This window comes from Epibacterium sp. ABZ3_068, from assembly GCF_056159265.1.
This window is the reverse complement of the sequence record NZ_JBSWUV010000001.1, coordinates 2325955-2352456: the sequence shown is the minus strand read 5'-3', so window position 1 is coordinate 2352456 and position 26502 is coordinate 2325955. Positions and strand designations below refer to the sequence as shown.

30 protein-coding genes and 1 tRNA gene are annotated in these 26502 nt (G+C 57.8%); 16 read left to right on the top strand and 15 right to left on the bottom strand.

Annotated features, from left to right (window positions below; genetic code table 11):
- Window positions 1–24 precede the first annotated feature (24 nt).
- Window positions 25–1041, bottom strand: a complete 1017-nt coding sequence (gene cobT, locus ACXAEW_RS11265) for a nicotinate-nucleotide--dimethylbenzimidazole phosphoribosyltransferase (protein WP_474941400.1) — start codon at window positions 1039–1041, stop codon at window positions 25–27.
- Between the two features lie 103 nt (window positions 1042–1144).
- Between cobT and cobS the strand changes: the two genes are divergently transcribed.
- Window positions 1145–1900: an adenosylcobinamide-GDP ribazoletransferase gene (cobS, locus tag ACXAEW_RS11260; RefSeq protein ID WP_474941399.1), complete on the top strand. Its 756-nt coding sequence runs from the start codon at window positions 1145–1147 to the stop codon at window positions 1898–1900.
- Between the two features lie 63 nt (window positions 1901–1963).
- Here cobS and ACXAEW_RS11255 read toward each other — a convergent pair whose 3' ends face one another.
- The 5 genes from ACXAEW_RS11255 to ACXAEW_RS11235 all read right to left on the bottom strand — a co-directional run bounded on the left by ACXAEW_RS11255 (window position 1964) and on the right by ACXAEW_RS11235 (window position 7126).
- A complete protein-coding gene (locus ACXAEW_RS11255) occupies window positions 1964–2473 on the bottom strand; it encodes a CarD family transcriptional regulator (RefSeq protein ID WP_474941398.1) in 510 nt (169 codons plus the stop codon).
- Between the two features lie 327 nt (window positions 2474–2800).
- The gene (fdxA, locus tag ACXAEW_RS11250) at window positions 2801–3139 is read right to left on the bottom strand and encodes a ferredoxin FdxA (protein ID WP_474941397.1); all 339 of its coding nucleotides are present in this window, start codon (window positions 3137–3139) and stop codon (window positions 2801–2803) included.
- A 65-nt stretch (window positions 3140–3204) separates the two neighbouring features.
- On the bottom strand, window positions 3205–3579 hold the full coding sequence (locus ACXAEW_RS11245) for an RNA-binding S4 domain-containing protein (protein WP_474941396.1): 375 nt from the start codon (window positions 3577–3579) through the stop codon (window positions 3205–3207).
- A gap of 7 nt (window positions 3580–3586) precedes the next feature.
- A complete protein-coding gene (locus ACXAEW_RS11240; RefSeq protein WP_474941395.1) occupies window positions 3587–6529 on the bottom strand; it encodes a helicase-related protein in 2943 nt (980 codons plus the stop codon).
- 30 nt (window positions 6530–6559) lie between these two features.
- Complete coding sequence (locus ACXAEW_RS11235) at window positions 6560–7126, bottom strand: tetratricopeptide repeat protein (protein ID WP_474943027.1); 567 nt, start codon at window positions 7124–7126, stop codon at window positions 6560–6562.
- 103 nt (window positions 7127–7229) lie between these two features.
- On the opposite strand from ACXAEW_RS11235, the gene ACXAEW_RS11230 reads away from it, so the two are divergent.
- From ACXAEW_RS11230 to ACXAEW_RS11205, 6 genes are all read left to right on the top strand, one after another.
- Window positions 7230–7520 carry an SCP2 sterol-binding domain-containing protein gene (locus tag ACXAEW_RS11230; RefSeq protein WP_474941393.1) on the top strand — a complete coding sequence of 97 codons (291 nt, stop codon included), beginning with the start codon at window positions 7230–7232 and terminating at the stop codon, window positions 7518–7520.
- Between the two features lie 14 nt (window positions 7521–7534).
- Window positions 7535–8479 (top strand): alpha/beta hydrolase, encoded by a 945-nt coding sequence (locus tag ACXAEW_RS11225; protein WP_474941392.1) that lies wholly within the window; start codon window positions 7535–7537, stop codon window positions 8477–8479.
- Between the two features lie 108 nt (window positions 8480–8587).
- A complete protein-coding gene (locus ACXAEW_RS11220) occupies window positions 8588–10408 on the top strand; it encodes a M3 family oligoendopeptidase (protein WP_474941391.1) in 1821 nt (606 codons plus the stop codon).
- Window positions 10409–10472: 64 nt separating this feature from the next.
- Window positions 10473–11819, top strand: coding sequence for a calcium-binding protein (locus ACXAEW_RS11215; RefSeq protein ID WP_474941390.1), 1347 nt, complete (start codon window positions 10473–10475; stop codon window positions 11817–11819).
- Between the two features lie 324 nt (window positions 11820–12143).
- On the top strand, window positions 12144–12404 hold the full coding sequence (locus tag ACXAEW_RS11210; protein WP_474941389.1) for an N-acetyltransferase: 261 nt from the start codon (window positions 12144–12146) through the stop codon (window positions 12402–12404).
- An 820-nt stretch (window positions 12405–13224) separates the two neighbouring features.
- Window positions 13225–14358, top strand: a complete 1134-nt coding sequence (locus ACXAEW_RS11205; RefSeq protein ID WP_474941388.1) for a Hint domain-containing protein — start codon at window positions 13225–13227, stop codon at window positions 14356–14358.
- A gap of 49 nt (window positions 14359–14407) precedes the next feature.
- Here the strand turns inward: ACXAEW_RS11205 and ACXAEW_RS11200 are convergent, their stop codons facing one another.
- Window positions 14408–14824, bottom strand: a complete 417-nt coding sequence (locus tag ACXAEW_RS11200; protein ID WP_474941387.1) for a cupin domain-containing protein — start codon at window positions 14822–14824, stop codon at window positions 14408–14410.
- 211 nt (window positions 14825–15035) lie between these two features.
- Between ACXAEW_RS11200 and ACXAEW_RS11195 the strand changes: the two genes are divergently transcribed.
- Window positions 15036–15572, top strand: coding sequence for a MarR family winged helix-turn-helix transcriptional regulator (locus tag ACXAEW_RS11195; RefSeq protein ID WP_474941386.1), 537 nt, complete (start codon window positions 15036–15038; stop codon window positions 15570–15572).
- Window positions 15573–15575: 3 nt separating this feature from the next.
- Here the strand turns inward: ACXAEW_RS11195 and ACXAEW_RS11190 are convergent, their stop codons facing one another.
- A complete protein-coding gene (locus ACXAEW_RS11190) occupies window positions 15576–15899 on the bottom strand; it encodes an antibiotic biosynthesis monooxygenase family protein (protein ID WP_474941385.1) in 324 nt (107 codons plus the stop codon).
- Window positions 15896–16234, bottom strand: coding sequence for an NIPSNAP family protein (locus ACXAEW_RS11185; RefSeq protein WP_474941384.1), 339 nt, complete (start codon window positions 16232–16234; stop codon window positions 15896–15898). Before ACXAEW_RS11185 ends, ACXAEW_RS11190 begins: the two co-directional genes overlap by 4 nt.
- A 72-nt stretch (window positions 16235–16306) precedes the next feature.
- On the opposite strand from ACXAEW_RS11185, the gene ACXAEW_RS11180 reads away from it, so the two are divergent.
- The gene (locus ACXAEW_RS11180) at window positions 16307–16987 is read left to right on the top strand and encodes an ArsR/SmtB family transcription factor (protein WP_474941383.1); all 681 of its coding nucleotides are present in this window, start codon (window positions 16307–16309) and stop codon (window positions 16985–16987) included.
- Window positions 16988–17144: 157 nt separating this feature from the next.
- Here ACXAEW_RS11180 and ACXAEW_RS11175 read toward each other — a convergent pair whose 3' ends face one another.
- Window positions 17145–17639 carry an Lrp/AsnC family transcriptional regulator gene (locus ACXAEW_RS11175; RefSeq protein ID WP_474941382.1) on the bottom strand — a complete coding sequence of 165 codons (495 nt, stop codon included), beginning with the start codon at window positions 17637–17639 and terminating at the stop codon, window positions 17145–17147.
- Window positions 17640–17742: 103 nt separating this feature from the next.
- On the opposite strand from ACXAEW_RS11175, the gene ACXAEW_RS11170 reads away from it, so the two are divergent.
- Both ACXAEW_RS11170 and ACXAEW_RS11165 read left to right on the top strand, forming a co-directional pair.
- Window positions 17743–18531 (top strand): phenylalanine 4-monooxygenase, encoded by a 789-nt coding sequence (locus tag ACXAEW_RS11170; protein WP_474941381.1) that lies wholly within the window; start codon window positions 17743–17745, stop codon window positions 18529–18531.
- A 12-nt stretch (window positions 18532–18543) separates the two neighbouring features.
- Window positions 18544–18876 carry a 4a-hydroxytetrahydrobiopterin dehydratase gene (locus ACXAEW_RS11165; RefSeq protein WP_474941380.1) on the top strand — a complete coding sequence of 111 codons (333 nt, stop codon included), beginning with the start codon at window positions 18544–18546 and terminating at the stop codon, window positions 18874–18876.
- Window positions 18877–19014: 138 nt separating this feature from the next.
- Here ACXAEW_RS11165 and rpoH read toward each other — a convergent pair whose 3' ends face one another.
- Both rpoH and ACXAEW_RS11155 read right to left on the bottom strand, forming a co-directional pair.
- Complete coding sequence (gene rpoH, locus ACXAEW_RS11160) at window positions 19015–19911, bottom strand: RNA polymerase sigma factor RpoH (RefSeq protein WP_474941379.1); 897 nt, start codon at window positions 19909–19911, stop codon at window positions 19015–19017.
- A gap of 562 nt (window positions 19912–20473) precedes the next feature.
- Complete coding sequence (locus ACXAEW_RS11155; protein WP_474941378.1) at window positions 20474–21496, bottom strand: RluA family pseudouridine synthase; 1023 nt, start codon at window positions 21494–21496, stop codon at window positions 20474–20476.
- Here ACXAEW_RS11155 and ACXAEW_RS11150 point away from each other — a divergent pair.
- A complete protein-coding gene (locus ACXAEW_RS11150) occupies window positions 21495–21803 on the top strand; it encodes a DUF6476 family protein (protein ID WP_474941377.1) in 309 nt (102 codons plus the stop codon). The two genes, ACXAEW_RS11155 and ACXAEW_RS11150, sit on opposite strands and share 2 nt — an antisense overlap.
- Window positions 21804–21827: 24 nt before the next feature.
- Here ACXAEW_RS11150 and ACXAEW_RS11145 read toward each other — a convergent pair whose 3' ends face one another.
- On the bottom strand, window positions 21828–22439 hold the full coding sequence (locus ACXAEW_RS11145; RefSeq protein WP_474941376.1) for a hypothetical protein: 612 nt from the start codon (window positions 22437–22439) through the stop codon (window positions 21828–21830).
- Between the two features lie 160 nt (window positions 22440–22599).
- Between ACXAEW_RS11145 and ACXAEW_RS11140 the strand changes: the two genes are divergently transcribed.
- Window positions 22600–22989, top strand: coding sequence for a hypothetical protein (locus ACXAEW_RS11140; RefSeq protein WP_474941375.1), 390 nt, complete (start codon window positions 22600–22602; stop codon window positions 22987–22989).
- Window positions 22990–23143: 154 nt separating this feature from the next.
- Here the strand turns inward: ACXAEW_RS11140 and ACXAEW_RS11135 are convergent.
- Window positions 23144–23220, bottom strand: a tRNA-His gene (locus ACXAEW_RS11135).
- 203 nt (window positions 23221–23423) lie between these two features.
- Between ACXAEW_RS11135 and ACXAEW_RS11130 the strand changes: the two genes are divergently transcribed.
- On the top strand, window positions 23424–23612 hold the full coding sequence (locus ACXAEW_RS11130) for a DUF6324 family protein (RefSeq protein WP_474941374.1): 189 nt from the start codon (window positions 23424–23426) through the stop codon (window positions 23610–23612).
- 115 nt (window positions 23613–23727) lie between these two features.
- Here the strand turns inward: ACXAEW_RS11130 and ACXAEW_RS11125 are convergent, their stop codons facing one another.
- Window positions 23728–24237: an MmcB family DNA repair protein gene (locus tag ACXAEW_RS11125; RefSeq protein ID WP_474941373.1), complete on the bottom strand. Its 510-nt coding sequence runs from the start codon at window positions 24235–24237 to the stop codon at window positions 23728–23730.
- Between the two features lie 220 nt (window positions 24238–24457).
- On the opposite strand from ACXAEW_RS11125, the gene ACXAEW_RS11120 reads away from it, so the two are divergent.
- Both ACXAEW_RS11120 and ACXAEW_RS11115 read left to right on the top strand, forming a co-directional pair.
- A complete protein-coding gene (locus ACXAEW_RS11120) occupies window positions 24458–24805 on the top strand; it encodes a DUF779 domain-containing protein (RefSeq protein ID WP_474941372.1) in 348 nt (115 codons plus the stop codon).
- 408 nt (window positions 24806–25213) lie between these two features.
- Window positions 25214–26461 carry a calcium-binding protein gene (locus tag ACXAEW_RS11115; RefSeq protein WP_474941371.1) on the top strand — a complete coding sequence of 416 codons (1248 nt, stop codon included), beginning with the start codon at window positions 25214–25216 and terminating at the stop codon, window positions 26459–26461.
- Window positions 26462–26502 lie beyond the last annotated feature (41 nt).

The following is a 26502-nucleotide window of genomic DNA, read 5'->3' as shown; positions in this document are numbered from 1 at the left end:
TCTTTTGGCCTCGAGTTGCAGCGGTTAGCTGTCGCTGACGCCCGCCTCGGTAAATGTCGCCATTCCACTGTGGCACGCCAAAGCGCCGCGCAGAATCTGGATCGCCAATGTCCCCCCGGATCCTTCACCCAAGCGCATATCCAGTGACAACAAGGGCACTTTTCCGATATTGGACAACAGCGACTTATGGGCCGTTTCAGCGCTGACATGACCGGCCACGCAATGGTCCAGCGCCCCATCAACAGTCTGTGCCAGACAGGCTGCTGCCGAACAGCAGATAAACCCGTCCAGAATAACCGGGATACGCAGCAGGCGTGCCGCAGCAATAGCTCCAACCATTGCCGCAATTTCGCGCCCCCCCAGACAGGTCAGCGCATCCAGGCCGTCGCCGATGCGCTTCTTGTGCGTATCAACACCGTTGCGCACAACGCGCGCTTTGCTGGCCAGCCCGTCATTGTCAACACCTGTACCACGTCCGGTCCAATCGCTAGCCTCTCCGCCAAACAGGGCCAGACACAGGGCGGCCGCCGCCGTTGTATTTCCGATTCCCATCTCACCGACAACCAGCAGATCAGAATTCGGATCAACCGCATTCCAGCCCACATCCAGCGCAGCCAGAACTTCGTCTTCGCTCATCGCAGGGTTTTGGGTGAAATCCTGCGTTGGCCGGTCAAGCTGCAGAGCAACCACATCCAACTGCGCCCCCACAAGCTCCGCCAGCTGGTTAATCGCTGCACCGCCCTCTTCAAAATTCTGCACCATCTGCTGGGTCACCTCAGACGGAAAGGCCGAGACCCCGCGTTGTGCCACGCCATGGTTGCCGGCAAACACGATCACCTGCGGCGCTTCCAACTGGGGGCGGAGCGTTCCGCGCCAGCTGGCATACCAGATCGCAAGATCCTCAAGCCGCCCCAGCGAACCGGGCGGCTTGGTGAGCTCACCGTTCAAGACGGCGGCCGCCACCTCGATATCACTGTTGATACCAGGCGCGGATGCCAACAACGACTTGAAGTCGGTCAGAGAGTTGAACTTTGGCAGCATTCAATGCCCTCGTTGCATCTTTTTCTAGGACAGGCTTTAACCGGTCACGGCTTCGTAATCTATCATTTGCGAGCACGCAAACTCCACCGAGGGACCAAATAGATTGAAATTCAACTTCATACTACGCGACATTTTGTTGTCTTGGGTCCTGCTCACACGTTTGCCCGCACCAAATCTGCCCGATAAGTGGTTTGATCACCAAGCGCAAGCGGCATGGGCATTTCCGATCGTCGGGGCGGTGATCGGTTTTTTTGCAGCCGTCACACTATTGACTGCGCAACACTTTGGCCAGCCCGAAGTTCTTTCCGCTGGCCTTGCGCTTGGCCTTGGGATCGTCTGTACCGGCGCAATGCACGAAGACGGGCTGGCGGATACAGCCGACGGGTTTTGGGGTGGTTTCAACAAAGAACGCCGACTCGACATCATGAAAGACAGCCATATCGGCACCTATGGGGTTCTGGCGCTTATTTTGTCCCTGGGACTGCGCTGGAGCGCGCTGGCGGCCATTGTGTCAATGTTTACCCCGTGGGTGATCCTGCCTGTTGCGGCGCTGTCGCGTGCAGCCATGCCCGTGCTGATGGTGTCTCTACCAAACGCGCGCAGCACCGGCCTGTCCCATCGGGTGGGTACACCAAGCCGCGGCACCGCCGGTGTGGGGGTGGCTCTGGCGTTCCTTCTGGCCTGGGCATTCCTGGGGCTTTGGCCTGCCCTTCTCTGCCTTATGGTCAGCGCCTTGGGGCTTTTGGGACTGCGCCAGTTGGCAAAGGCCAAAATTGGCGGACAAACAGGCGATGTCCTGGGGACGGCCCAACAGGTCACGGAGCTCCTGTGCCTTCTGACCCTGCTCAGTCTGGCTTAGTTGCACAAAAAACCATCGCCCACAGAGCAGGCGATGGTTCAAAACTTGAGAAGCGGAGCGTTATCAGGCTGCGCGCGAGGTCAGGACTTCGTCCACCTTACGGGCTGCAAGCACCTCATCATTGTCTGCAACCGCAGCAACTTCGCGGGTCAGACGCTCCAGAGCCGCTTCATACAACTGACGCTCTGAATAGCTCTGCTCCCGCTGATCATCCGCGCGATGCAGGTCGCGTACCACTTCGGCAATGGCAATCAGATCACCAGAGTTGATCTTCTGCTCATATTCCTGAGCCCGACGCGACCACATGGCCCGCTTCACCTTGGCCTTGCCCTTTAGGGTTTTCATCGCCTGTTCGATCACATCCGGCGAGGACAACGAACGCATCCCCACTTCGACTGCCTTATTTGTCGGCACCCGAAGGGTCATTTTGTCCTTTTCAAAGGTGATAACAAAAAGTTCGAGCTTGAAACCGGCGACTTCCTGTTCTTCAATCGAAATGATCTGTCCCACGCCATGTGCCGGATAGACGACAAACTCATTTGGGCGGAACTCGAGCTTCTTCGATTTGGTCATATAGGTCTTTCCTCGCTTACGTGCCGATTAAACCGGCTTATTGGCGAACAGCTGTACAGACAAAAACGTAGCGCCGAGACAGCAAAACTACCCCGCACTGCTTAAACTTGTCACAAAAAACGTAACTGCGCGAATTCCCCCATCGCCCAGCCAGCTGTCCCCTTCGAAACATTTCTACATCGGGTGATTATAACACAAAAAAGGGGTCCCTAAAAGACACCCCCCACAGATGTGAGCGAATTAACGCAACGCAAACTACCCAAACGGGATCTCTGCTTCTGCGGCGCAGAATGCCGCAAGTGCAGAAACCAGTGCAGTCTCTATGACTTAACCGCCTTCACCAGGCGCTTCAGAGAAGTATTTCTCCATCTTGCCGGTCTCGCCGTCACGCTCTTCATATCCCGGCATCGGGTCTTTTTTCGAAACGATCACAGGCCAGATTTCCGCGTATTTCCGATTAAATTCCACCCACTTATCCATCTCAGGATCGGTATCGGGCCGAATCGCATCCGCCGGGCACTCCGGTTCACAGACACCGCAGTCGATACATTCGTCCGGGTGGATCACAAGGGTGTTTTCCCCCTCATAGAAACAATCGACCGGGCACACTTCGACACAATCGGTGTATTTGCAGGCAATGCAGTTTTCGGTAACGACGTAAGTCATCTGGCTAAGGTTCCATTCGTCTGTTTGGCGACTAGCTAATCCAGGTTACCTGGCACTTCAAGAGATCAATAGGGGTCACGGTCGCGAGTAAGATCAAGCGCCCTGCGCTCCTTCTTATCCGGACGTCCCTTTCCCTCATAACGCGGGTTTTTCGGTACAGCGTCCCGCCACTCTGTTTTGTCCAGGTACAGGGTTTGGGCCTCTGTAGCGGGTCCGCGCCGCTCACCAATGGCCAAAACCTCGACAACACGGATTTGTGAGCCCTGAGCAAAGGTTAGCACATCCCCGGGATTCACGTTTTGCGCGGGTTTTGAAATTTTCTGGCCATTCAGCCGCACATGACCCGCACCAACCTGTTTTGCGGCCAGGCTGCGTGTTTTGAAAAAACGCGCAAACCAAAGCCATTTGTCGATGCGGATCTTGCCCGATATGTCAGCCATCACAGGCTTAATTGCCCTTGGTCAGCCCCATAAGCGCTGCGGCAAAGGGGTTGTCCGGGTCAATTGCCTTTTCCTTCTTGGGCGGGCGTGCGGTGAATGTCTTGGCCCCCTGGTTCTGACGTGGCGCACTCTTCTTGCCGGGCTTGCCGCCCTTGGGTTTGCCCTTGCCACCACCACGGTTCTGACGATCACCCTGACGCTCGCCACCACGCTCGCCTTGGCCCTGACCAGCTTGGCCCTGACGACCACGGCCTGCGTTCTGACGGTTGCGGTTCCCACCCCAGGTGAAGGTATAAAAGACTTCGAGCTCAGCCTCCCCTTCAGGTGCCGAAACATCTGTTGCAGCTGCGGCTTCTACAGCATCCGCCTCCGAAGCAGCCTCTGCTTCTGTTGCATCAGCCGCTGTTTCCTCGGGCGCGCGTTCGGTCGCAGCCTCAACAGGGGCCTCAGCAGTCTCTTCAGCGGGAGCTTCGGGCGCTGCGCTTTCTGCGGCCTCCGCCTTTTCTGAAGCCTCTGTTTCTGAAGCCTCTGCGGCCGAAACCTCAGCTTCAGGGGCCGCAACCGGAGCCGCTTTGACCTTCTGACGTTCGCCCTTCTCCGCGCGATAGCCAAGGCCCTGCATCAGGGTTGCAAACTGTTCCAGCGTCATGCCGGTGATCGACAACATATCCGCCTTGGCTTCAAAACCGCCACGACTGTCTTCGTTGCGCAGCATATCCGCCAGACGTTCCAGCATGTCGATACGAATCATCCGCTCACCCGCAGCGCGATAGCCGCACATGGTGTCATAGCCTTCAGGCGCGCCTTCGACCGTTGGTACAGTCACCAGACCCGGGGGCGGCGCCACCGGAAACTCTTGCGAGCCATTGGCCAAGGACCACAGCACCAGGCGCAGACGCGTCGGAGCAGGCTTCAGCAGAAGCGGCATAAAGATCGTGAATTGACCGAATCGGATACCATGTTTGCGCAGCGCAGCGCGGGCATCCTGGTCCAGTTCCTTCACCTCTTGCGCAATGCCTGCGCGCGGCAGGATGCCCAGCGCTTCGACAATGCGGAAGGCAAAGCCACGAGCCAGACCGGTCAGAGCCTCGTCGTTCTTGAGGTTCAGCATCGGCTCAAACAGGGTTGTGACCTTGCGGCTGATGAAATGCTGCAGGCGACGCTCTACCTTTTGGGCCACATCTGCGCCCGCGGCATCGTCAACAAACACCTCGACCTGCGGCGACAGCGGATCGGCACCTGCAACCAGCTTGCCTACAGCGTGTTCGCCCCACATCAGGCCACCCTGATCAGTAAAATCGATCTCGGTATCGGGCGCATTGTAGAACCGATCTGCACGCAGATGGAAATGCGGCGCCAACGCCTGCATGGACGCGGATTTCAGCGCTTTGGCTTCCGCGCCTTGCGCACTTTTGTCCGGTGAGAACCGGAACCCTTCGAGCCGCCCGACAAATTCGCCTTCGACGGTCACTTCACCCTGGTCATTTACTTCGGCCAAAAGGGCCTCCTTCTGTTTGAGCCGGCGCAAAAGCACGGATGTGCGCCGGTCCACAAATCTCTGAGTCAAGCGCTCGTGCAGCGCATCTGACAGCCTGTCTTCTACAGCGCGGGTTTGATCGCGCCAATGACTTTCGTCACCAACCCAGCCGTTTCGTTGTGCCACATAGGTCCATGTGCGGATAAATGCCAGTCTCTTGGATAAAGCATCTATATTTCCATCAATTCTATCAATGTGGCGGATCTGCCGGGCAAGGAAATCGTCCGGTATACGGCCGCGTTCGTGAAGATGTTCAAAAATAACGGTTAATAACGAAGCATGTTCTGCGTGGCTGATACCACGGAAATCAGGGATTCGGCAGACGTCCCACAAAAGTTGTACGCTGGGTGCAGAGCTGGCGCGCGCGGCAACTGCGGCGTCCTGTCCCAGCATCTTGAGCGTACGTAGATCGTCCGCCTCGCGCGCTTTCATCAAGCGCTCGTGATTTGGGCTCAACTCCAAGGAGCGCTCCAGAGCATCAATCGAGCCGAACCGCAGATCCGCCGACCGCCAGTTCAGCTTTTTCAGCGGCGTAAACCGGTGCTCCATAATTGCATTTGCCGTCTCCTCGTCCAAAGGACGCGCGTCCCCGGTCACCCCAAAACTGCCATGGCTCATGCCACGTCCGGCCCGGCCCGCAATCTGGGCAAGCTCATTAGGGGCAAGCGCTCGCATCCGGCGTCCGTCAAATTTCGACGTGGAGGAAAACGCAACATGGTCAATATCCAGGTTCAACCCCATGCCAATTGCGTCGGTGGCAACCAGATAATCGACCTCACCATTCTGATAGAGCGCCACCTGGGCATTTCGAGTCCGCGGGCTCAGCGCGCCCATCACAACCGCCGCCCCACCCTTCTGACGACGGATCAGCTCGGCGATGGCATAGACATTATCAACGCTGAAACCGACAATTGCGCTGCGCGGCGGCATCCGGCTGATCTTCTTTGATCCGGCATAGACCAGATCCGACATGCGTTCGCGACGCATGAACTCCACACCATCGACCAGTTCGGCAATGGTGCCGCGCATGGTATCCGCCCCCAGAAACAGCGTCTCGTGGGTGCCGCGCGCGTTCAGCAGGCGGTTGGTGAACACATGCCCCCGTTCAGGGTCAGCGCACAGCTGGATCTCATCCACCGCCAGAAAGTCACAGCCCATCCCCTCAGGCATGGCCTCAACCGTGCAGATCCAATAGGCGGCGCGGGGCGGCACAATGCGTTCTTCGCCTGTTACCAGCGCCACCACCGACGGCCCCTTGATCGCCACGACCTTGTCATAGACTTCACGCGCCAACAGGCGTAACGGGAACCCCATGATCCCCGTCCGATAGCCCAACATGCGATCGATGGCGTAATGGGTCTTGCCCGTATTGGTCGGGCCTAACACGGCCACAACCCGCGATGCGCGCGTCATAGCATCACTCCTGAAAAAGCCCCAAGGGCCTTATAATTCCTTGCCCACCACCGTGGGCGCCAGTCGTTCCAGAGCCGTGGTTACTTCTTCGTGATGGGGATGTATAGCCTTTGCGCGCTCATAGGCTTCATAGGCCTTTTCTGGGTCGCGGAAATGCTCAAACACGGTGCCCAGAACATAAAGCGCGTCATAGTCATTCGGATTAAGCCCCAGCGCACGCTCCAGATCTGCCACAGCGGGGCCGAATTTATCCATCCGCGCCAACACTTCCGACCGTTTGAGCCACCCTGCGGCAAACTCCGGTGCATGGTCCACCAGGGCGGTCAGGTGATCCATCGCCGCCAACAAATCACCCCGTTCAATTGCATCCTGCCCACGGCGCAACAGCAAATCCATCGTGGCAGAGCCGCTGTGATCCCATTTGGCGCGCAACTCCCGGTCCAGTCGAACCGCCTCTTCGGGGTTTGATCGGGCCAGTTCGGCCAGCAGATCCGCCTCACTGAGGGATTGCGCCAGCAAAGCGCTAGGGCTGGAAATCGTGACTACCACCACAGCTGCCGCGACGATAGCTTTGTACGTTAAGAGTTTTTCCAACATCATGGTTCCAGTTTACCTGCGCCGTGGCATTTTTCCAGCATGAGTCTTTCACTCGTAACAAAGATGTGCATTTCTGGGGCGCAGACAATAAAGGAAGCGCAAAATGAGCGATATTTTGGCGAAAGCCGTCGAAGCACTAAACGCAAAACTGGACGGCGCGGACTTCCCGGCCTCGGCAAAGTTTGACATCGAAGGCTTGGGCTGCATTGTTTTGGACTCTGATGGTGCCCGCGTCAGCGACGAAGAGGCAGACGTAACCTTGTCCGCGGATGCAGATGTCTTTCAGGACATGCTCGCGGGTGAATTGAACCCGACAACCGCCTTTATGTCCGGCCGCCTGTCGGTTGACGGCGACATGGGCACTGCCATGCAACTGGCTTCGGTTCTCGCCTGATGGACGGAGGATCCATGCGCCCGACCGAAGCCCCGCTGTACGAAAACATCGCCCGTGGTCCGGGCGGCGGTTCGGCTCATTGGATCCAAACCCGTGACGGCCTGCGCCTGCGCGCAGGCCTATGGCCCGCCGAAGCAGAGCCTAAAGGCACAGTGCTTCTGTTTCCGGGCCGCACTGAATATATTGAAAAATACGGCGATGCAGCCGGTTTCCTGTCTCAGAACGGGCTTGCAACACTTGTCATTGACTGGCGCGGCCAGGGCCTGGCCGACCGCCTTCTGCCCAATCCGCTGCTGGGTCATATCGACGAGTTCGCAAATTACCAGGCAGATGTGGCGGCGATGGTCACATTGGCGACGGATCTGGATCTCCCCAAACCCTGGTATCTGCTGGGCCACTCCATGGGAGGGGCCATCGGCCTGCGCGCGCTGATGGAGGGGCTTCCAGTGGCCGCTGCAGCGTTTTCCGGGCCGATGTGGGACATCAAACTGCCCAAAGCCCTGCGGCCGCTGGCCTATGCCATTGGCGTGTTTTCCCGGTCGCTTTGTCTCAGCAACCGGCTGGCGCCCTCGACCAGCATGACGCCCTATGTGCATGTGCAGCCTTTTATGGGAAACCTGCTGACCAACAACGCGGACATGTACACCATGCTGCGCGAGCAGATCAAAGCTGTCCCCGAACTTGCGATTTCTGGCCCGACCATCAACTGGGTCTACGAGAGTCTGCGCGAATGCTCCCATCTGGCACAGCAACCTGCTCCATCGGTGCCAACGATCTGCTTCCTTGGCAGCGCGGAACAAATTGTCAGCTCGGAAGCGATCGAGACCCGGATAAACGGCTGGCCCAAGGGTGAGCTGCGCATAATTGACCGTGGCCGCCACGAGGTTCTGATGGAAGACCGCGCCACCCGCCATCAGGTGCTGGGTGAAATGGTTGAGTTCTTCGCCCGACACAGCTGACACCCTTGCGCCCCCTCGCTCTTGCCCCGTCTGGGTGACCTGTCGCTTGTGCTTCTTCGATGGGCACCATAGATGTTGAGGAAAGCATTCTCACAATCAGGAGCCCCCATGTTCCAGCTTCCCTTCCCTGTCTTTGACGTCAATGCATCTTCGGGTTCTGATGAACTCGGCGCCCTGCCGGAATGGGATCTCTCTGATCTCTACTCCGGCGAAGACGCGCCCGAACTCACCCGCGATCTGGACTGGCTCCAAGGGGAATGCGCCGCATTTGCCAAAGATTACGAAGGCAAGCTGGCTGAGCTGGACGCCGACGGGCTGCTGCAATGCGTGTTGCGCAATGAAAAGATCAACCAGGTCGCAGGCCGCATCATGTCCTTTGCGGGTCTGCGCTACTACCAGCTGACCACCGATGCGGGCCGGGCAAAATTCATGTCCGACATGCAGGAACAGATCACGATTTTCACCACACCGCTGGTGTTCTTCACGCTGGAACTGAACCGGATCGACGACAACGTGCTGGCCGCGCATTTTGCCGCCAACGCGGATCTGGCGCGCTATAAACCCGTGTTTGACCGCATCCGCGCGATGAAACCCTACCAGCTGTCCGATGAGCTGGAGAAGTTCCTGCATGACCTTGGCGTTGTGGGCGATGCCTGGGAACGTCTGTTTGATGAAACCATCGCCGGCCTGACCTTTACCGTCGACGGCGAAGACCTGAACATCGAAGGCACGCTGAACCTGCTCACTGAACAGGACCGCACCAAACGCGAGGCCGCCACCCGTGAGCTGGCCCGTGTGTTCAACGACAACATCAAAACCTTTGCCCGCGTCCACAACACACAAGCCAAGGAAAAAGAGATCGTTGACCGCTGGCGTGGCATGCCGACCCCTCAGACCGGGCGCCACCTGTCCAACCACGTGGAACCCGAGGTGGTCGAGGCGCTGCGCGAGGCGGTGGTTGCCGCCTACCCCAAGCTCTCCCACCGTTATTACGAGTTAAAGCGCAAATGGCTGGGTCTGGACCGCATGCAGGTCTGGGATCGCAACGCGCCGCTGCCCATGGAAGACACCCGCACCGTGAGCTGGGCTGATGCGGAAAAAACCGTCATGGACGCTTATACCGCCTTTGATCCCCGCATGGGTGAAATCGCCGCGCCCTTCTTTACAAAGGGCTGGATCGACGCCGGTGTGAAGCCGGGCAAGGCCCCCGGCGCCTTTGCCCATCCGACCGTCACCGATGTGCACCCCTATGTGATGCTGAACTACCTGGGCAAACCGCGCGATGTGATGACCCTTGCGCACGAACTGGGCCATGGCGTGCACCAGGTGCTGGCCGCCGAACAGGGAGAGATGCTCTCTTCCACGCCGCTGACACTGGCTGAAACCGCGTCTGTCTTTGGCGAAATGCTCACCTTTCGCAAAATGCTGGATGCGGCCGAAACGCAGGAACAGCGCAAGATCCTGCTGGCCGGCAAGGTCGAGGACATGATCAACACGGTGATCCGCCAGATCGCGTTCTATGATTTTGAATGCAAGCTGCATGCCGCCCGCGCCGAAGGTGAACTGACACCGGAGGACATCAACGCGCTGTGGATGTCGGTGCAGGCGGAATCCCTGGGTGAAGCCTTTGATTTTGTCGACGGCTATGAGACCTTCTGGGCCTATATCCCCCACTTCGTGCATTCGCCTTTCTACGTCTATGCCTATGCCTTTGGCGACGGTCTGGTGAACGCGCTCTACTCGGTCTATGCCGAGGGCGGTGAAGGCTTTGAAGAGAAGTATTTCGACATGCTCAAGGCAGGCGGCTCCAAACACCACAAGGAGCTGCTCGCCCCCTTCGGTCTGGATGCCTCGGACCCCAAATTCTGGGACAAGGGCCTCAGCATGATCTCCGACATGATCGACGAGCTTGAGGCGATGGAAGCCTGATCGTTTGAACAACCGGCCTGGCCTGTTTTAAGGCTGGGCCGATTTTTTATGAGGACATTTTTAGATGGCGACACTTACCTACAGCTCCCTGTCCGATTTTTCGGCCTTCGCTAACACATTTATCCCCGGCGGTTTTATCTTTCCCACGCCGCGCTACCGGTTCATTGACAGTGGTAATGGCAAGGTCACCTATATCCACATACAGGATCAGGCCAGCACCAGATATTACAATATCAACCCCAGCGTGACCCTATTTGGCCCGGACCTGCGCGCCAATGAAAACGGGGGGCTGTCGGGGACCGTCACCAGCTTTACATTCGCCTCCGAAAATCGCGGTGAAATCGCTACGGTTTCAGGCGTTTCCGGAGATGGCGCGCTTTTTACTAATATTCTGACCGCGCGCATCAACGGCGACAACATCGCAGGCTCCGCCTTTACCGAGCTCCTGGGAGGAGCGATCTCCGTTTTGACCCTAGGTGCCGAGGACGACCGCGTCTTTGATCGCGGCCTTTTCAAAGCGGTCAATGACCTGGACCTTGGCGCAGGCAACGACAGTTTCTTTGCCGGGCGACCACGGGATACCGATCGTAGCATTGATGGCGGTGCAGGCTATGATACTTTGATTCTGGACGATTTTGGCAGACCAGACCGCTTTGTGGTGGACCTGCGCCAAGGGCGCATCATCGCCGATGAAACCAGCTTTGCCTTCACAGGCTTTGAAGTCATCAAAGGAGATGCGTTTGTAGACCGCTACATTGGCTCATCTGCCGGAGACAATGTTCAGGCGGCCGGTAGCGATGACCGCATTCTTGGGTTTGGCGGCAATGACACGCTCAACGGTGGGTATGGCGACGACTTGCTACGCGGCCACAGCGGGCGCGACCGCATTCACGGTGCCGCAGGCGAAGACACGCTTTATGGCGGTGTCGGCGATGACACGCTCTGGGGCGGGTCGCAGAACGATCGGCTTTCTGGCGCAGCTGGCAAGGACCGCCTGTTTGGTGGCTCGGGCAAGGACAGGCTGTTTGGCGGCACCGGCGATGATCTCATAAAAGGCGGAAACAGCCGTGACCGGCTGTTCGGCGGGAGCGGCAATGATACGCTCGACGGCGGCGGCGGCAACGACATCCTCAGAGGCGGCGCCGGGGCGGACACCTTTGTATTCAAGACCTTCGCCAGAAATGACCGGATCAAGGATTTTTCCATATCCGACGGTGACCAGATCCAGTTCGTCTCTTCCGGGGACTGGGATTTTGATACCCAATCGCTGACCCTGACCGATCAAGGGCTCCATCTGACTGCGTCAAACGTTGAAAGCGACACGATACGGCAGGTCACGGTGAGGTTGGACGAGGAACTCCTGAGCTCCATTTCAATTGATTCACTTGAGGACTCGATCATATTTGCCTGAGGGAGGGCTGAAGCCAGCTGATCTTTGGCAAAACGGGCCCCTTGCCCCGTCAGGTCTCGGACCGAAGGAATGCCCTTTCCCAGCAAACAGGCCAATGAACTATGCCAATTTCTCTTGCGCCACTGGACTGGTCTGACGGGCACAAGGTATCGCAGATCGCGCCCTACCCGGACCAGATCCCCTTTGCCGGCACGGTGGAGGAGATCCTCCAGGAACCGCCCGCGCGGTTTGACCTGCATCAGATCCTGTCCACGGATTCGCAAGGGAACGCCACTCCTGTTGGTGTGTTCAAGATCGACCGTAGCTATCACAGCAGCTTTCCCTTTGCGCCCGCGACCGAAATCGGACTGCGTCGACGCACGCTTCCAGGGCGAATGTATTGGCACGACTGCCATGCGCAGCCTTGGGCCCTATCTCGCTCCGCTCTATCCAACCGCGACTTACGTCTACCTGACCGTAAATCTCCGCAATCTCACTGCGTTCTCGGTCTACAGTCGTGCAGGATTTGAAAACACCGGCAAGACTTGGCCGCTTGGCTCTGCCGGCCCGCAGGCCATCATGCGTCGGCTGCTGGCTCAGTCCTAGGACCGCCTGCGCCGTCCAAGCCTCTGTTTTTCCGAAATGAATACAGCGCTCACCTTGAGGCATGGAGCCGCGCGGTAAAAACCTGAGAATTTTGCTTAGCTTTCAAATCCGACAAAAACAATCAACCATTTGATTTTACTCACTTTTTTCTTGCCTCCCGCAAAGAATCGTCGTATCCACAGTTCAGACAAAAGAGCAAGCCAAGGTCAAAGGCAGCTCGCAACGGCACACACCAGCCAGCCCCAAGGCCAGCCAGACGTGCCAACGCCAGCCACCGACCGATCGTTAGCCAGCCCACATGTCTTCTCCAGCTCGCCAGCGTATTTCAGCCAGTGCCAGCCAGTCTGATCCAGCCATCGCCAGATCCTCCCGACACCCATCCGAACGCACCCACCCTAATAAGGCAGGCCCGTTCAAGACAGGTTCCTCCGCCCGCAGCCGCCAGCAAAACAAGACCCCCGGCCATGATTCCAGAGCCGGGGGTGTTTTGCCGGGCGCGCTTTAATGGCGACGGTGAAAATCCTGCCCCACTCCCTCCAACACCTTGGCTGGCCCAGGGCATCGCGGGCCAGAATGCTGTCATAAAGCCTCACCCTCATCTGGAAAATATCATCCCGATCTGCGGCCAAAGAGGGTATCGAAATTGCCTAATGTTTGGGCCGGATCAGGATGTGCCGAATAGAGAGCGCACAACACTATTGCCCCCTCAAAAACGCGGCCCGGCGCGCAGGTCACGCGCAATATTCCTAAATCAGTATGTCAAGAATTTTAACTTCTTCGTGAAAAACTGGATTTCACAATCAAATTCACGAGAAGTCCCATGGGCGCCAGCAACACGCCACTACCTGATCTGATAGAGCTTTCGTCCATAAACTCCAACGCCACGTTCACCGTAACGCCCGGCGGCGGAGGGGATATTGAAGGGGTCGTGGACAATGCGACCTATTCGGACAGCCAAGCTGGCAACACCGGCTCCTATATCGGAGAGCTGAACGATTCCTACGCGAGCGAAAGTGGAACGCTCGAAATTGATGGTGTGGCTTACATTATCCAACTGGTTACCCCCCTCAGCGACACCGCCGATCCGGTGACTGTCACCTACGACGGCGGAGCGTCCTCGGTCGATCTTTACGGGGATGAGGCCGTCTCAGAAGTCGCCTTCATTATCGCCTCCCCTCTGGGCGGCGGTTCTGACCGGTACTTTGCGGTCTTTGACGACAGTGTGGGTGATCTTCCCGGCATCACATCCATCCAGATCCGCAACCTGGACTGGAGCCCGGCGGGTCACGATGTGCAGCTGGACGTTTCGGGCGACAATAACGTGGCTCCGGTCTGCTTCCTTCAGGGCACGTTGATCCGCACCCCTTTGGGGGAAATCAGCATCGAACACTTAAAGCCGGGTGATCTGGTCTCCACCGTTGACCACGGCCCGATGCCCATTCGCTGGATCGGCCAGCGTGAGATGATCTTTACCCCCGAGAACGAACAGCACAAACCCATCCAGATCAAAGCCGACGGGCTGGCCGCCGGTTGCCCTTCGCGCGATCTGGCTGTCTCTCCCCAGCACCGGATCCTGCTGGACGGGCCCGAGGTTCTGTGTTTTCACGGTGCGGCCGAGGTTCTGGCCGTTGCCAAAGGGTTGACGGACATGCCCCGCGTGCGCCGCATGAAAGGCAAATCCGACGCGGTGTATTATACGTTGATGCTGGATCACCATGCCCTTTTATGGGCCAATGGCACCCGTTGCGAGAGCTTCTATCCCGGTCGGGTGGCCATGGAATTGCTGTCTCCTGCGCAACGGCACGCCATCGCGCAGGAGTTTCCCAATCTGAGCCGGGACGTGCAGCAAACCTATGGCCCGCATGTGCGCCCCGTGCTCACCTGTCAGGAAAGCCGCGCCTTATCCGCAGCCATATCTGGTCCAAGGGGCGAAACCCTCACTGCAGCCGAATAGCCGCGCCCCTAACCTAACCTCACCTGTGTCTGGACCTATGTCGTCTGGATTAGTTCTCGACCGGGACGATGTCGAAGACAAAGAAATGCGCCTCGCCCCCTTCGTTAGAGATCCAGTGGTCGACCTCTTTGCTCTCCAGAACGGCGGTCCCCGGCGCAACCAGAGTTTCCTCTTTACCCCGGTGCTCCATCACACCGTCGCCAGAGATCACAAAATAGGCACCCGGGCGGGTCTCGTGGTTATGGGAGGCAACAATTCCACCGGGCTCAACTTTTACCTGACGGATGCGGACCTGATAGCCCTCCATCGCCGGAATCTGCGCACCCAGTTCCAGCGCCGCCTTGCCAAAGACGCTGACGCCCTTGTGTTCGGTCGGGGCAACGTGGTCTTCATGGGCCAGCGATGCGGTTGCGGTTAGAATAAGGGCGGCGGCGGGGCCTGCGAAGGCGGTCATAAACGATTTCATTTGCGGTCTCCTTGGAACTCTAAAACCCCACGTCCGCGAACACCCGCGTCACGTGGACAGGGGTTTATTTGCCTAACTGAGTTAGCTACTCAAATAACCTTTCTGACAGGACATCGTGAGCTAACATCCCCGTGTAGACGCTTGACAGCCTTCAACAACCGCCACTACCACCGATTAGACCCCGCGAAAACTTGCCCTATTTGGATAGGATATGGATGACAGTTCTTTCACCTTCCCCCGCACCGTCACGCGCGAGGCGCTATTGATCGGCGGCAATGACAGGCTGTTGCGCAGGCTGCTTTATGACGTCACCGCGCTGGCCACCCGGATCGAACAGATGCGGGCGGAATTTGCCAAACGTCTGGGCGTCACCAAACCACAGTACAATATCCTGCTGCACGTGGCGCAGCATCAGGGCGATCATGGACGTACTGTTGCACAGGTGGCGGAGGCGCTGCATGTCTCTGGCGCTCATGTGACCAAAGAAGTCGGACGCCTGGTTGAGATGGACCTTTTGCAGAAGGCCCAGAACCCCGAAGACGGCCGCAGCGTTCTGGTCAAGATCACACCAAACTGCGCCACAGCCATTGACGCTCTCGCCCCGGTTTTGCGCAATGTGAACGACAGCCTGTTTGGCTCACTGGACCGCGACAGCTTTACCACGCTCTCGGACGGCATTCACGAAACATTGAAGGACGCAGAGGCCACGTTGCGCAAGCTGCCGTTCTTTCTGGAGACAAATGATTAGGCGTTACCCCGGGACCTCGTCGCGATCGGTCATGCCATAATCCCGCAGAACCTCTGCCACCCGGATCCGGTAATCGTGGAACAGATCCGCCCGCCCTTCGCGTTGCGCAGTCCTATGCGCAGTCAGCTCGCGCCAGCGTGCCACCGCAGCCTCATCCTCAAAGACCGAAAATGACAGGTATTTCCCCGGCGTCGTGAGGCTCTGGAACCGCTCAACCGAGATAAACCCCTCCACCTGCTCCAGCATTGGGCGCAGCTTGGCGGCGATGTCCAGATAGCTCTCTACCTTGCCGTCCTTTGGCTCGACTTCAAAGATCACAACGATCATGTCTGGCGTCCTTCTTTCGACTGCCCATGGGGCGCTGAAACCAGCTTGAGCCAGGTCCGGTCCTCCCGCAACAGGAACTTCTCACGCTGGGCAAACTCATAATTCTCGCGCCCCAGGGGATCTGCCGCCAGCCGCGCACGATAGGCCTCATACGCCGCAAGGCTGGCCACGTTATAAATCCCATAGGCCAGCGTCGACGATCCCTCATGCGGGGCGTAATACCCCACCAGATCCGCACCGCAGCGCGGGATGGCTTGCCCCCAGTTGCGGGCATAGTCCGCAAAGGCGGCGCGTTTGCTCGGATCAATGTGATAGCGGATAATACAGGTCAGCATTGCAGGCTCCTTTTGTTTGCCCGCCTGTCCTACCGCATTGAAACACGCCAATGCTTCGACTAAGATCGAACTATGAAAGACGGACCAGACATCGCCCGCATCGCCACGCTGATCGGCGACCCTGCCCGCGCCAATATGCTGGTGGAGCTGATGGGCGGCAAAGCCCTCACTGCCGGGGAGCTGTCCCGCGTGGGGGGCGTGTCGCAGCAAACCGCCAGCTCGCATCTGACCAAACTGGTGGACGGCGGCTTGTTGCAAACCGTGAAACAGGGGCGGCACAAATATTTCAACTTGGCCTCTGACGAGGTTGCAGGCGTTCTGGAAGCCTTGATGGGCGTCGCCGCCAAGTCCGGCCATTTCCGCACCCGCACCGGCCCCCGCGATGCCGCTCTGCGCAAGGCGCGCGTCTGCTACAATCACCTCGCGGGGGATATGGGCACCCGGCTTTATGACGGGCTGATCGCCCAGGGGCATCTGTTCAAGACCGGCACAGGCCCCGTCCTGACCGACACCGGTGCTGCGTTGATGTGCGATTTTGGCATTGATCTTGACGCTCTCTCCCGCAAACGCGCACCCTTGTGCCGCGATTGCCTGGACTGGAGCGCGCGCCGCGCCCATCTGGCCGGCTCACTGGGGCGTGCGCTTTTGACCCGGATGGAAGACTTGAACTGGCTGACCCGCACAGAGGGCTCCCGCGTGGTGACGTTTACCCCCAAAGGGGAAATCGCCTTTGCCGCGACTTTTGAAGTCTAACGGTGGTTTGATCGTTAAAATTTGAGACAATGCAACAGATACCGCCGGAAAAACCCTGCCATATCTGTGCCAACGGCCCAAAACGTTGCAAAATTTTCTGCTTGTCCAAACGGTCAATTGTTTCGCGTGCGAAACATTTTGGGCTTTTTTCATCGGCTTACAACAATGGCCAGGGGCTGCGGGTTTTCGTCTGACGCAGGATAAAATGGGTCTGGCTTTCGCGCACCAACCCCGAGGACAACACGCCTTTCATCAGAAAGGTTTCCAGATCCTCCGGGTCTTTGGCTGCAACCTTCAGGATAAAATCCGCCCCTCCGGTGATCGTTGCACATTCCACAATCCGCTTCTCTGCGGCGACCAGCCTGTTGAAGGATGCAATTGTTTCTTCCTGGTGGTCCATAAGGGTCACAAACATATAGGCAAGCGCATGAAGCCCAAGCCCCTTGGGGTCCAGCCGCGCCACATAGCCCCGGATCAGGCCTGCGTCCTCCATCCGTTTGATCCGCCGCCAACAGGGGGATTGCGACAGGCCTGCGGCCTCGGCCAGTTCTTGCAAAGAGGCTTTTCCATTGGTCTGTAAAACCGCCAGCAGCCGGTGATCCGCATCATCCAGTTTAAGTGAAATTTTCCAATCCTCCCGCCCACTGCGCACAGGTTTGCCTCAGTTGACTGTAACTTGCGCAAGTTAGGCAAGTATTTTCCCAGTTCTCGCGCAAAACTGAACCTGACACTTTTTGGCAGAAGAGGAGGCGCAGATGCCAAAATCCACCAAATACGAGGCCAAAGCACCGGGGCCAGATGGGCGGATTGCCTATTCGGCGGCGGATGATGCGGTTTGGGCCGACCTTTATGCACTCCAGGCCCCCGAGATCCGCAAACATATGGCACGCCCCTATCTGGACGGGTTTGACCGCATCGCCCTACCCCTGAGCCGCGTCCCCCAATGTGTCGAGATCACCGCACGGCTGCAAACTCTGACAGGCTGGCGCGTTGATCCGGTGCCTGCCCTGATCGGGTTTGGAAGGTTCTTTGACATGCTGGCCAATCGGACGTTCCCGGCGGCCAGTTTCATCCGCTCTCGCGAGGATTTCGACTATATTGAAGAACCGGACATTTTTCATGAACTTTTTGGCCACACGCCGCTGCTGACCGACACCCGGTTTGCCGCGTTTTCGCAGGCCATTGGCCGCACTGGCACCCGCTGCGCTCCCGAGGACTACAGCTGGTTGATCCGCCTTTACTGGTTCACGATCGAATTTGGCCTCTTGCGCGAAGGGCAGACGATCAAGGCTTTGGGTTCGGGGCTGGCCTCTTCGCCCGAAGAGCTGACATGGAGCCGCTCTGGCAAACCGGAGATGCGCCCCTTTGACATTATCGACATCCTGCGTACGCCGTATCGGATCGACATTCCGCAGCCGGTATATTTTGTTCTGGAAGATGCTGATGACCTGTTTGCCGCCACCCAGCGCGATCTGATGGCGGACATACGCACCGCACAGTCCTTGGGTCTGCACGCACCGAAATACCCGCTCAAAGTTGCCTGAAGGAGCCTTCTCATGACCACAGTTTCCTCATCGCGCGGCGGGTTTGACACCCCTCTTCTGAGTCACGACGAGATCGAAGACGCCATTTCCAAGACCCTGCCGGACTGGGCGTTCGAAAGGGATGAAAACGTCCTGATACGCCGTGTGACGGTAAAGGGTTTTGCCAAGGCGGTGTATCTCAGCAATCTTGCGACGTTTCTGGCGGATCAATCGGGCCATCACCCGGACCTTCGGCTGGGTTGGGGGTATTTCGAAATCCGCTATAGCACCCATGATGCCGGAGGCATCACGGCAGTTGACCTGGCCTGTGCGCAGCGGTTTGACACAGCGCTGATCGCCGCCTGACCGCAACCAGCTGTCAGTTCCCTGAACAAAGGAAAACCCCGGCCGATGAGAACCGGGGTTTTCTGCTTCCTGCGTGATGCGGGGGGGGACCGGTTCAGACCCGAGGGGTCGGAGGTGGCCTGACGTCCGATCGCAACATCATGCGGTGGCAAGCATGCCTTTTTCTTTGGCCAGATCGCGCATCTTCTTTTGCAGCTTCTCAAAAGCGCGCACTTCGATCTGGCGAATACGTTCGCGGCTGACGTCATATTCGCCGCTCAGCTCTTCAAGGGTCTTGGCCTGATCAGACAGACGGCGCTGGGTCAGGATGTCCTTTTCACGATCATTCAGCACATCCATCGCCTCGGCCAGCAATTCACGGCGCGCTTCCAGTTCGTCGCGGGCTTCATAATCACCCGCCTGATCCGCATCTTCGTCTTCCAACCAGTCCTGCCACTGCATGGTGCTTTCGCCATCGCCACCCACCATAGCATTCAGCGAGGCATCGCCCCCCGACATGCGGCGGTTCATGGAGATCACTTCCTCTTCGGTCACGCCCAGGTCGGTTGCGATCTTCTTGACGTTATCGGGGTGCATGTCCCCTTCATCCAGAGCACCGATACGGGCCTTGGCCTTGCGCAGGTTGAAGAACAACTTCTTCTGCGCTGAGGTCGTTCCCAGCTTCACCAGCGACCAGGAGCGCAGGATATATTCCTGGATCGAGGCCCGGATCCACCACATAGCATAGGTCGCCAGACGAAAGCCCTTTTCGGGATCAAAGCGTTTCACCGCCTGCATCAGGCCAACGTTTGCTTCTGAGATCACCTCGGCCTGCGGCAAGCCATAGCCCCGATAGCCCATCGCGATTTTCGCCGCCAGGCGCAGGTGAGAGGTCACCATTTTATGGGCCGAGGCTGCGTCTTGCTCTTCGACCCAGCGTTTGGCCAGCATGTATTCTTCTTCGGGCTCCAAAAGCGGAAACTTACGGATTTCCTGCAGATAACGGTTCAGACCGCCTTCTGGTGTTGGTGCCGGCAGATTTGCATAATTCGCCATTTAGATGTCCCTCCCGTAATGTATAACGGTTTAACATTGAGGCATATGGGGTAGCGCAAACAACGCTTCAAGATGCAACATTAATAAACTGGTTAGTTTGGTTTCCCCAAAGGGTCTGTGATGCGTGTCACAGTGATGTGCAGGGCTGAAACATCCGACCAGAACGCACCCATGTTCCCGATTGGTTCGAACCTTCCAGTTTTGGCAGTGTTTTAAAGCGCTTGCCTGCACCGCAAACACCGTCACCCAGGCCAGCGCGGCGCGTCTTCTTTGGCCCATTTTTTCGATCTTTTTTATCACTTGGACCGGTATTGAAACATTTCGGGGAAATTTTCGGGAAGACATTTCCCCACATTCTTTCCGGGACATGCGCCCCTGCTGCCCGGATCGGAGGTTCCTACAGGCTCTGAGCAACCTCTCCCGCCCCCGGATCGGTGTTCTTGTCAGAACCCCGCCCAGCGTTGGGCCGAGCGCCGCGCCGGAGGCGCGGCGCGGGTCGCCTCGGGCTGTGCCCGAGGCGAAACACCTCCTAGCTGCAGTTGTTTCGCATTGGCGAGACAGGTCAGGCCAAGGCGGCCAGCATGTCCTGCATATCCCGCGGCAGTGGCGCTTCAAAGCGGATGGCCTGCCCCGTAACAGGGTGATCAAAGCCCAGAACCGCCGCATGAAGCGCCTGACGCGGGAAGGTGGACAGCGCCGAGATCGCTTTTGGCGTCAGTGCTTTAGGAGAGATCTTGCGTTTGCCGCCATAGGTTGGATCCCCAACCAGACCGTGGCCCGCATGGGCCATATGAACCCGGATCTGATGCGTCCGTCCGGTCTCCAACCAGCATTCTACTAAAGCGGCCGCCGCTGGCGCCCCGAAGCTTTCCACCACTCGGACCCGGGTCACCGCATGGCGCCCCCCCTGGAACAGAACCGCCTGGCGCTGGCGGTCGGTCTTGTGCCGGGCCAGCTGAGTGGTAATTTTCAGGATATTACCGGGTTCAAAACTTGCCCCCTTGACCCCGCGCAGGCGGGGATCGGTGCTAGCGGGCACGCCATAGCAGACCGCGCGGTAATAGCGCTCTACCGTGTGTTTCTCGAACTGTGCGGCAAGCCCCTGATGGGCGGCATCGGATTTGGCGACCACCAGCAGGCCCGAGGTTTCCTTGTCGATGCGGTGCACGATGCCGGGACGTTTGACCCCACCCACACCAGAGAGGTTCTCGCCGCAGTGATGCAGGAGCGCATTGACCAAGGTTCCCGAAGGTGAGCCCGGAGCCGGGTGAACCACCATCCCTGCAGGTTTGTTCACCACAATCAGATCGTCATCCTCGAACACCACCTCCAGCGGGATGTCTTCGGGGCCGATATGGCTTTCATCAGCCTCTTCCACCGTGATCTCCACCTGATCCCCTTCGGCCACGCGGGCCTTGGCATCGGTCTGGACCTGGCCATTGACGGCGATGCTGCCGCCCTCGATCAGTCGGGCCAGACGGGTGCGCGACAGGCTTGCCGCCTCTGGCACATCACGGGAAAGCGCTTTATCAAGCCGCTTAGGCGGGTTTTCCGCAATAACAAATGAGATCTGGCGGCTGCCCATGACGGACCCTTTGGAAATAGAGACAGATGATGAACCGCGCCAGCTGAGGTTCCTGCGCCGGTTGGTGACAGGGCTGACGGCAGTAATGGTTTGCGGGCTTTTAGTCATTGTCGCGCTGCTTGTCATCCGTTTGTCAAACAGCGGGCCGCAATTGCCGGAAAACATCTCCCTGCCCCAAGGGGTGACGGCGCAGGCCGTGACCTTTGGTGACGGCTGGATTGCGGTGGTCACAACCGACCAGAGGGTTCTGATCCTGAACAGCCTGTCCGGAGCTGTGCGGCAGGAGATTGCCATCGAGGCTGAGTAACCCGGCCCCGACGATACTCTCAGATCAGGAGCGCAACAGGACCTTGTTGCTTTCCAGAGCTTGCGCGATGCGGGCGTATTGGTTGCGGTTTCTGTTATCTGCAGAGCGCAAGAGTTTTGTCTTGGCCTCTTCCAGAATGTCTACAGCCTGTGCATTCACGGCAGCCAGCGCATCCGGTGCGATGGGGCGAAGTGGGCGCGTGGCTCTGTCAGCGCCCTGCCCCGGTTGTGAGGCCGTCACACGATTGCGCGTTCGATCCCGGTTCTCGCGTGCCAAAGTACCCAGATTGGCCGAGGTCTCCGCAAGGATACTGCGGACTTCGGCGTAATCGGTCCCCTCGGGAATCTCTTCGGCAATTTGGTCAAGCCGGTCAGACAGACAGTCCACCTGCAGGGTTTTATCATTCAGCTGCTGACAGAAAAGCCGTGCGGCCGTCAGGCTGCCCAGAAGCTCTTTCAAATACAGCGACGAGCCAAACCCGCCTGCAGGAACAACAACTGTATAAAGAACACCGGACGCCTGAGCGGTTGCAACAACCGGTGTAAGGGCCAGCCCGGTAATAGTAAGCCCGGTGACAAGTGAACGACACAAAGCGTGCATTTCCCCCTCCAAAACCATGAACATATTTGTAAACATCAAAGGCCCCAACCGACCGGGCACCTTCTCTCTGTGACTTACCACAGCGATCTGAAGATACCTATGGCTTCCTGCGCCTTTTTCACTGAGGAACGGGCTTGCACCAGACCTTGTGCCTGCCTTAACATGCATACCAGTTGCTGACGGGGTAGATGGTCCTATGTTTATTGATTTCAAAAGAAAATTCTTGTCTACAGCGGTGATCGGGCTGGCCCTTCTGGCCCAGTCGCAAGAGGCAAAAGCACAAATTGTCGAAGCCGCATTGGCGGAAGCCCGCGTACGTCTGGCATGCGGAAGCGGCACCCCAGTTTCGGCGGCATATCTGCCGAACGGGTCAATTGAGGTGACCTGCCGTCAGAACCTGCCGCGCCGCGCGGCGACAGACGCTGCAAGTGTGGAAGCCACTGGCCAAAGCCCCTTTGGCGGGACCGGACTGGCGACAACCCCGGCCGCCGGTGCAATTGCCGCCGCCGTGGTTCTGGGCGTTGTGGTCGGCGACAGTGGCGAAACCACCACAACAACCGCTGCCCCTACGGTTGACTTGCAGTAGCACAGACGCCGGAGTTCAAGCCGGTTAAGCCTAAAACCAATGCGGCCCGTTTCATCTCAGCCTGTTCCATTTTTGGAGCGGGCTTTTTATGTGTCGCGCAGACACAAAATGCGCCGTACAACGGGCGAACAACAGAAGTGATATGTATGATAAGTGGTACCACCTCCCCGGCTCGAACGGGGGACCTCCTGATCCACAATCAGGCGCTCTAACCAACTGAGCTAAGGCGGCACTGCGGGGCGATTTATAGCACAGTTTCAGAGAGCGCAAGAGGGGGAAAACAAACTTTTCTGCGGATCGCCGAAAAACTTTCATACTGGAGCGCAAGGCGTCGGGCCGGTGATGAGCGCGTGGTGGGCCTGCAGGATGCTTGCAAAACGTGATCGCGCAAGGTAGCAGAATTGTTCATTCCTCACCCCAAGCCGGAGGCCGTCATGGGTATCAATTCCGAACGCGATATCGAAGCCAATCTGCAGATCGGCCCCACAGATGCCGGCATGATCCGCCTGTTCATCGAGGCAGACGGGATTGAGATCCCGATGGATTTTGACCCCGAGGAAGCAGAAGAGATTGCCGAAGAAATTCTGGCCGCAGCCCAGGCTGCGCGCGCAGTGGCAGGGTAATCTCCAACCAGCGGTCAGGCGGCTGATCTGCCGGGTTCAAGCGAATTGAGCAATGGCGCTCCTTTCGCAACACAGCTTAACAATCACGTTGCGATAACCTGTACCGGTTCGCTGATCAGCCATCGCCCTCTGGATCGTGCAACAACAAGCCATCGCGCCCAGGCCTAGGGTCGCGCAGGCTGTGCAGACGACGGGCTGCATCCATCGCAAATTTATGGGTCAACTTCTTGCGCCGCGCGGCGGCCAGTTTGGTCTCTGGCCCCATGCGGATGATTTCTGCATCGTAGTCATCTGCAATCAACAGCCCGGTCCCATCTGGCAGCAACTCAGTTGGGAACGCGGTGTCCACTGCCCAGAAATAGCGGTCACACCACTCCAGATAACCTTCCCACTTTTGGTCCGAGGTGAAATCGGCGCGGCTTGACTTGCACTCCACCACCCAGATCTCCCCTTTGGGACCAAGGGCCATAACGTCCACCCGCAGGCCACGTGTGGGTACAAACTCTTCGAGAGATGCAAACCCGTGTGAGCGCAGGTAACGTGCAACACCACGTGCCAGCCTTTGCCCCGGCTGCAGGGAAACCATGTCATCGGGACTGTGATCGGATGTGTGAACCATGGACATAATGTGAACAAGAACAGAACAAAACGCAAGATTTCATCTTTTCCCATAGGCCAATGTCCACATGGTTTGTGCGTTCACCATGCTTGAAATCCGAAATGGAGGCCCGACAGCGTCATCGGATACACTCTATTGTGATCGCATGATGTTTTGGACTTTGGTCGCGCTTGGTTCATCTGTGGTGCTCACTACGTTTGACCCAGACAATAAAGAGGAGCCCCCGATGGCAGATCTTTCGGAAAAAGTGGTCATCACCGATGCAGGCCGCGCGCTGTTGGACGAGCTGCGTGCTGAATATGGTGACGTCGTGTTCCAGCTGTCGGCCGGATGCTGTGACGGAACCGGTGCCATGTGTTTCAAGGAAAGCAATGCCTTTATTGGCAGCAAAGACATCAAACTGGGGGATGCGGATGGTGCGGGCGTGTGGGCCTCTCCGTCGATTGCCGGGATCTGGGAAAACTCGCAGGTGATCATCGACGCGGGACCCGGCTCTGGCGATGGCTTCAGCCTCGACAATGGCCGCACAACCCGGTTCCTGACCAAGGCGCGCATTCTGAGCTCCAACGGCTGAGCCGCGCCGCGCTCTGACCCCGAGGGCGCTGATATTCTGGGTGCAGCGATTCTTTTGGCTGCGCCCAAGGCACAGGATCGAAAGCTGTTGGGCCCGGCCAGGCAGGCTTGTGCATCAAGACATCAGGATCAACAGCTCCCGTCACATTCCCCTTTTTGAACTTATCGTGTATCGCCCTGCGCGCTGCAATCAGCGGGTTTTCAGGGATTTGGGTGACCTTTCTGGGCAAAATCGCATCCATGGCGCGATTTGATACGGCTTCTGCTCGCGCTTTACCCACCTGTTTGTGAAGTCACGTCATTTGGAATTTAAGACTTTTTTAATGACTGTGGCGCGTATCTAAAGTCGTTACAAACCGTAGCTTACCTATTGAAAAACATCATAAAATCCCAGAACAGGATGAATGACATGCCTACAACTCTTGTCGGTACCGCATACCGTATTGATGGCGTCGAACTTGGTCAGAATGACATCATTTCGGCTGGCACACCCCTCACCGCTGTTGAGCTTAAGACAGTGGACCCTGATGCAAATGATTTCATCGTCATCCCAGAGTCGGTGATCTTTGAAGGCACGGTGAATGAAACCGTGTTGAGCGAAGCGGAAGACATTGATTTCTTTGTCGATGGCGTTCTGGTTGCGTCTCAATCACCCACCTATGAGTTCGTTTCACTGAATACCGACGCAGGTGTTGTGTTTGGCATCACCTTCTCCGCGGGCGGGGACACCTATTTCCTGCCACGCAATGAATATGCGAGCAGAACCATTACGTCTGTCACTGCGGATTCTCAAATCCGCGCCAACGATGTGTCCTTTGATCAGTTGGAGTTTGGCCTGCTGCCCCCCGGTGCGACCTCCTTTGAGGGTCTGGTCTTTGGCCCCGGTTCCATTGACGCCCCCGGTCTGGGCACCACCCGTACGGTCATTGATAGCGACGACACCCCGTTTAATGCGGACGAAAGCACCGAGATAAACCCGTTTAACTCAGAGGTTCTGGTAACCGTGACCCTTGATGACGGGCGCACGATTTCCGGTGTACAGGCGTACCAGTCCGGCGGCCTTGATTTTGTGAACAACCAAAACATCGACACGCGCGCCTATGCGGTAGAGGTCGCAACCATCGAGGCGGCGGGCTACACTCTGGACAATGTCGTAGGGGCACAGTTTGAAAGCTTTACCAGCCACGACCTGACCTACGCAGAGGTTGGCTTCAGCGCCGATGGCGTTGTCGATGGCGGCGAAGACCCCGCCCCCACTCCGGAACCAACGCCGGATCCAGAACCGACACCGGCGCCCGAAGTTGTGGTGATACAAGGCACCAGCGGAGCGGACCGCCTGACAGGCAGCGACGGTGACGATGTGATCATCGGCGGCGCTGGACGCGACACGCTGACAGGCAATGATGGCGCAGACACATTTGTCTTTGGCGCGGATGCGGACAATGGCAGCCGCGAACGCGACATCATCACCGATTTTGACGCCACCGAAGACGTGATTGTTCTGGAAGATGGTGTTGGTATTCGCCGCGCCTTTGAACGTAACGGCGATCTGCATATCCAGCTGGATGGCGGGGACCGGGATCGCGTCATTGTGCGCGACGCGGACACCAGCGTCCTCGACGAAATCGTCTTTGTTGCAGATGATTTCCTGGTCTAAACCCAGACCATAGACGGGAGCCTCTCCTGTCTGACAAGACT

Bases quoted from the DNA above. Each gene is read 5' to 3' on its own strand.
- cobT (WP_474941400.1), bottom strand. From the start codon at position 1,041: ATGCTGCCAAAGTTCAACTCTCTGACCGACTTCAAGTCGTTGTTGGCA.
- ACXAEW_RS11255 (WP_474941398.1), bottom strand. From the start codon at position 2,473: ATGACCAAATCGAAGAAGCTCGAGTTCCGCCCAAATGAGTTTGTCGTC.
- fdxA (WP_474941397.1), bottom strand. From the start codon at position 3,139: ATGACTTACGTCGTTACCGAAAACTGCATTGCCTGCAAATACACCGAT.
- ACXAEW_RS11245 (WP_474941396.1), bottom strand. From the start codon at position 3,579: ATGGCTGACATATCGGGCAAGATCCGCATCGACAAATGGCTTTGGTTT.
- ACXAEW_RS11240 (WP_474941395.1), bottom strand. From the start codon at position 6,529: ATGACGCGCGCATCGCGGGTTGTGGCCGTGTTAGGCCCGACCAATACG.
- ACXAEW_RS11235 (WP_474943027.1), bottom strand. From the start codon at position 7,126: ATGTTGGAAAAACTCTTAACGTACAAAGCTATCGTCGCGGCAGCTGTG.
- ACXAEW_RS11230 (WP_474941393.1), top strand. From the start codon at position 7,230: ATGAGCGATATTTTGGCGAAAGCCGTCGAAGCACTAAACGCAAAACTG.
- ACXAEW_RS11225 (WP_474941392.1), top strand. From the start codon at position 7,535: ATGCGCCCGACCGAAGCCCCGCTGTACGAAAACATCGCCCGTGGTCCG.
- ACXAEW_RS11220 (WP_474941391.1), top strand. From the start codon at position 8,588: ATGTTCCAGCTTCCCTTCCCTGTCTTTGACGTCAATGCATCTTCGGGT.
- ACXAEW_RS11215 (WP_474941390.1), top strand. From the start codon at position 10,473: ATGGCGACACTTACCTACAGCTCCCTGTCCGATTTTTCGGCCTTCGCT.
- ACXAEW_RS11205 (WP_474941388.1), top strand. From the start codon at position 13,225: ATGGGCGCCAGCAACACGCCACTACCTGATCTGATAGAGCTTTCGTCC.
- ACXAEW_RS11200 (WP_474941387.1), bottom strand. From the start codon at position 14,824: ATGAAATCGTTTATGACCGCCTTCGCAGGCCCCGCCGCCGCCCTTATT.
- ACXAEW_RS11195 (WP_474941386.1), top strand. From the start codon at position 15,036: ATGGATGACAGTTCTTTCACCTTCCCCCGCACCGTCACGCGCGAGGCG.
- ACXAEW_RS11190 (WP_474941385.1), bottom strand. From the start codon at position 15,899: ATGATCGTTGTGATCTTTGAAGTCGAGCCAAAGGACGGCAAGGTAGAG.
- ACXAEW_RS11185 (WP_474941384.1), bottom strand. From the start codon at position 16,234: ATGCTGACCTGTATTATCCGCTATCACATTGATCCGAGCAAACGCGCC.
- ACXAEW_RS11180 (WP_474941383.1), top strand. From the start codon at position 16,307: ATGAAAGACGGACCAGACATCGCCCGCATCGCCACGCTGATCGGCGAC.
- ACXAEW_RS11170 (WP_474941381.1), top strand. From the start codon at position 17,743: ATGCCAAAATCCACCAAATACGAGGCCAAAGCACCGGGGCCAGATGGG.
- ACXAEW_RS11165 (WP_474941380.1), top strand. From the start codon at position 18,544: ATGACCACAGTTTCCTCATCGCGCGGCGGGTTTGACACCCCTCTTCTG.
- rpoH (WP_474941379.1), bottom strand. From the start codon at position 19,911: ATGGCGAATTATGCAAATCTGCCGGCACCAACACCAGAAGGCGGTCTG.
- ACXAEW_RS11150 (WP_474941377.1), top strand. From the start codon at position 21,495: ATGACGGACCCTTTGGAAATAGAGACAGATGATGAACCGCGCCAGCTG.
- ACXAEW_RS11155 (WP_474941378.1), bottom strand. From the start codon at position 21,496: ATGGGCAGCCGCCAGATCTCATTTGTTATTGCGGAAAACCCGCCTAAG.
- ACXAEW_RS11145 (WP_474941376.1), bottom strand. From the start codon at position 22,439: ATGTTTACAAATATGTTCATGGTTTTGGAGGGGGAAATGCACGCTTTG.
- ACXAEW_RS11140 (WP_474941375.1), top strand. From the start codon at position 22,600: ATGTTTATTGATTTCAAAAGAAAATTCTTGTCTACAGCGGTGATCGGG.
- ACXAEW_RS11130 (WP_474941374.1), top strand. From the start codon at position 23,424: ATGGGTATCAATTCCGAACGCGATATCGAAGCCAATCTGCAGATCGGC.
- ACXAEW_RS11125 (WP_474941373.1), bottom strand. From the start codon at position 24,237: ATGTCCATGGTTCACACATCCGATCACAGTCCCGATGACATGGTTTCC.
- ACXAEW_RS11120 (WP_474941372.1), top strand. From the start codon at position 24,458: ATGGCAGATCTTTCGGAAAAAGTGGTCATCACCGATGCAGGCCGCGCG.
- ACXAEW_RS11115 (WP_474941371.1), top strand. From the start codon at position 25,214: ATGCCTACAACTCTTGTCGGTACCGCATACCGTATTGATGGCGTCGAA.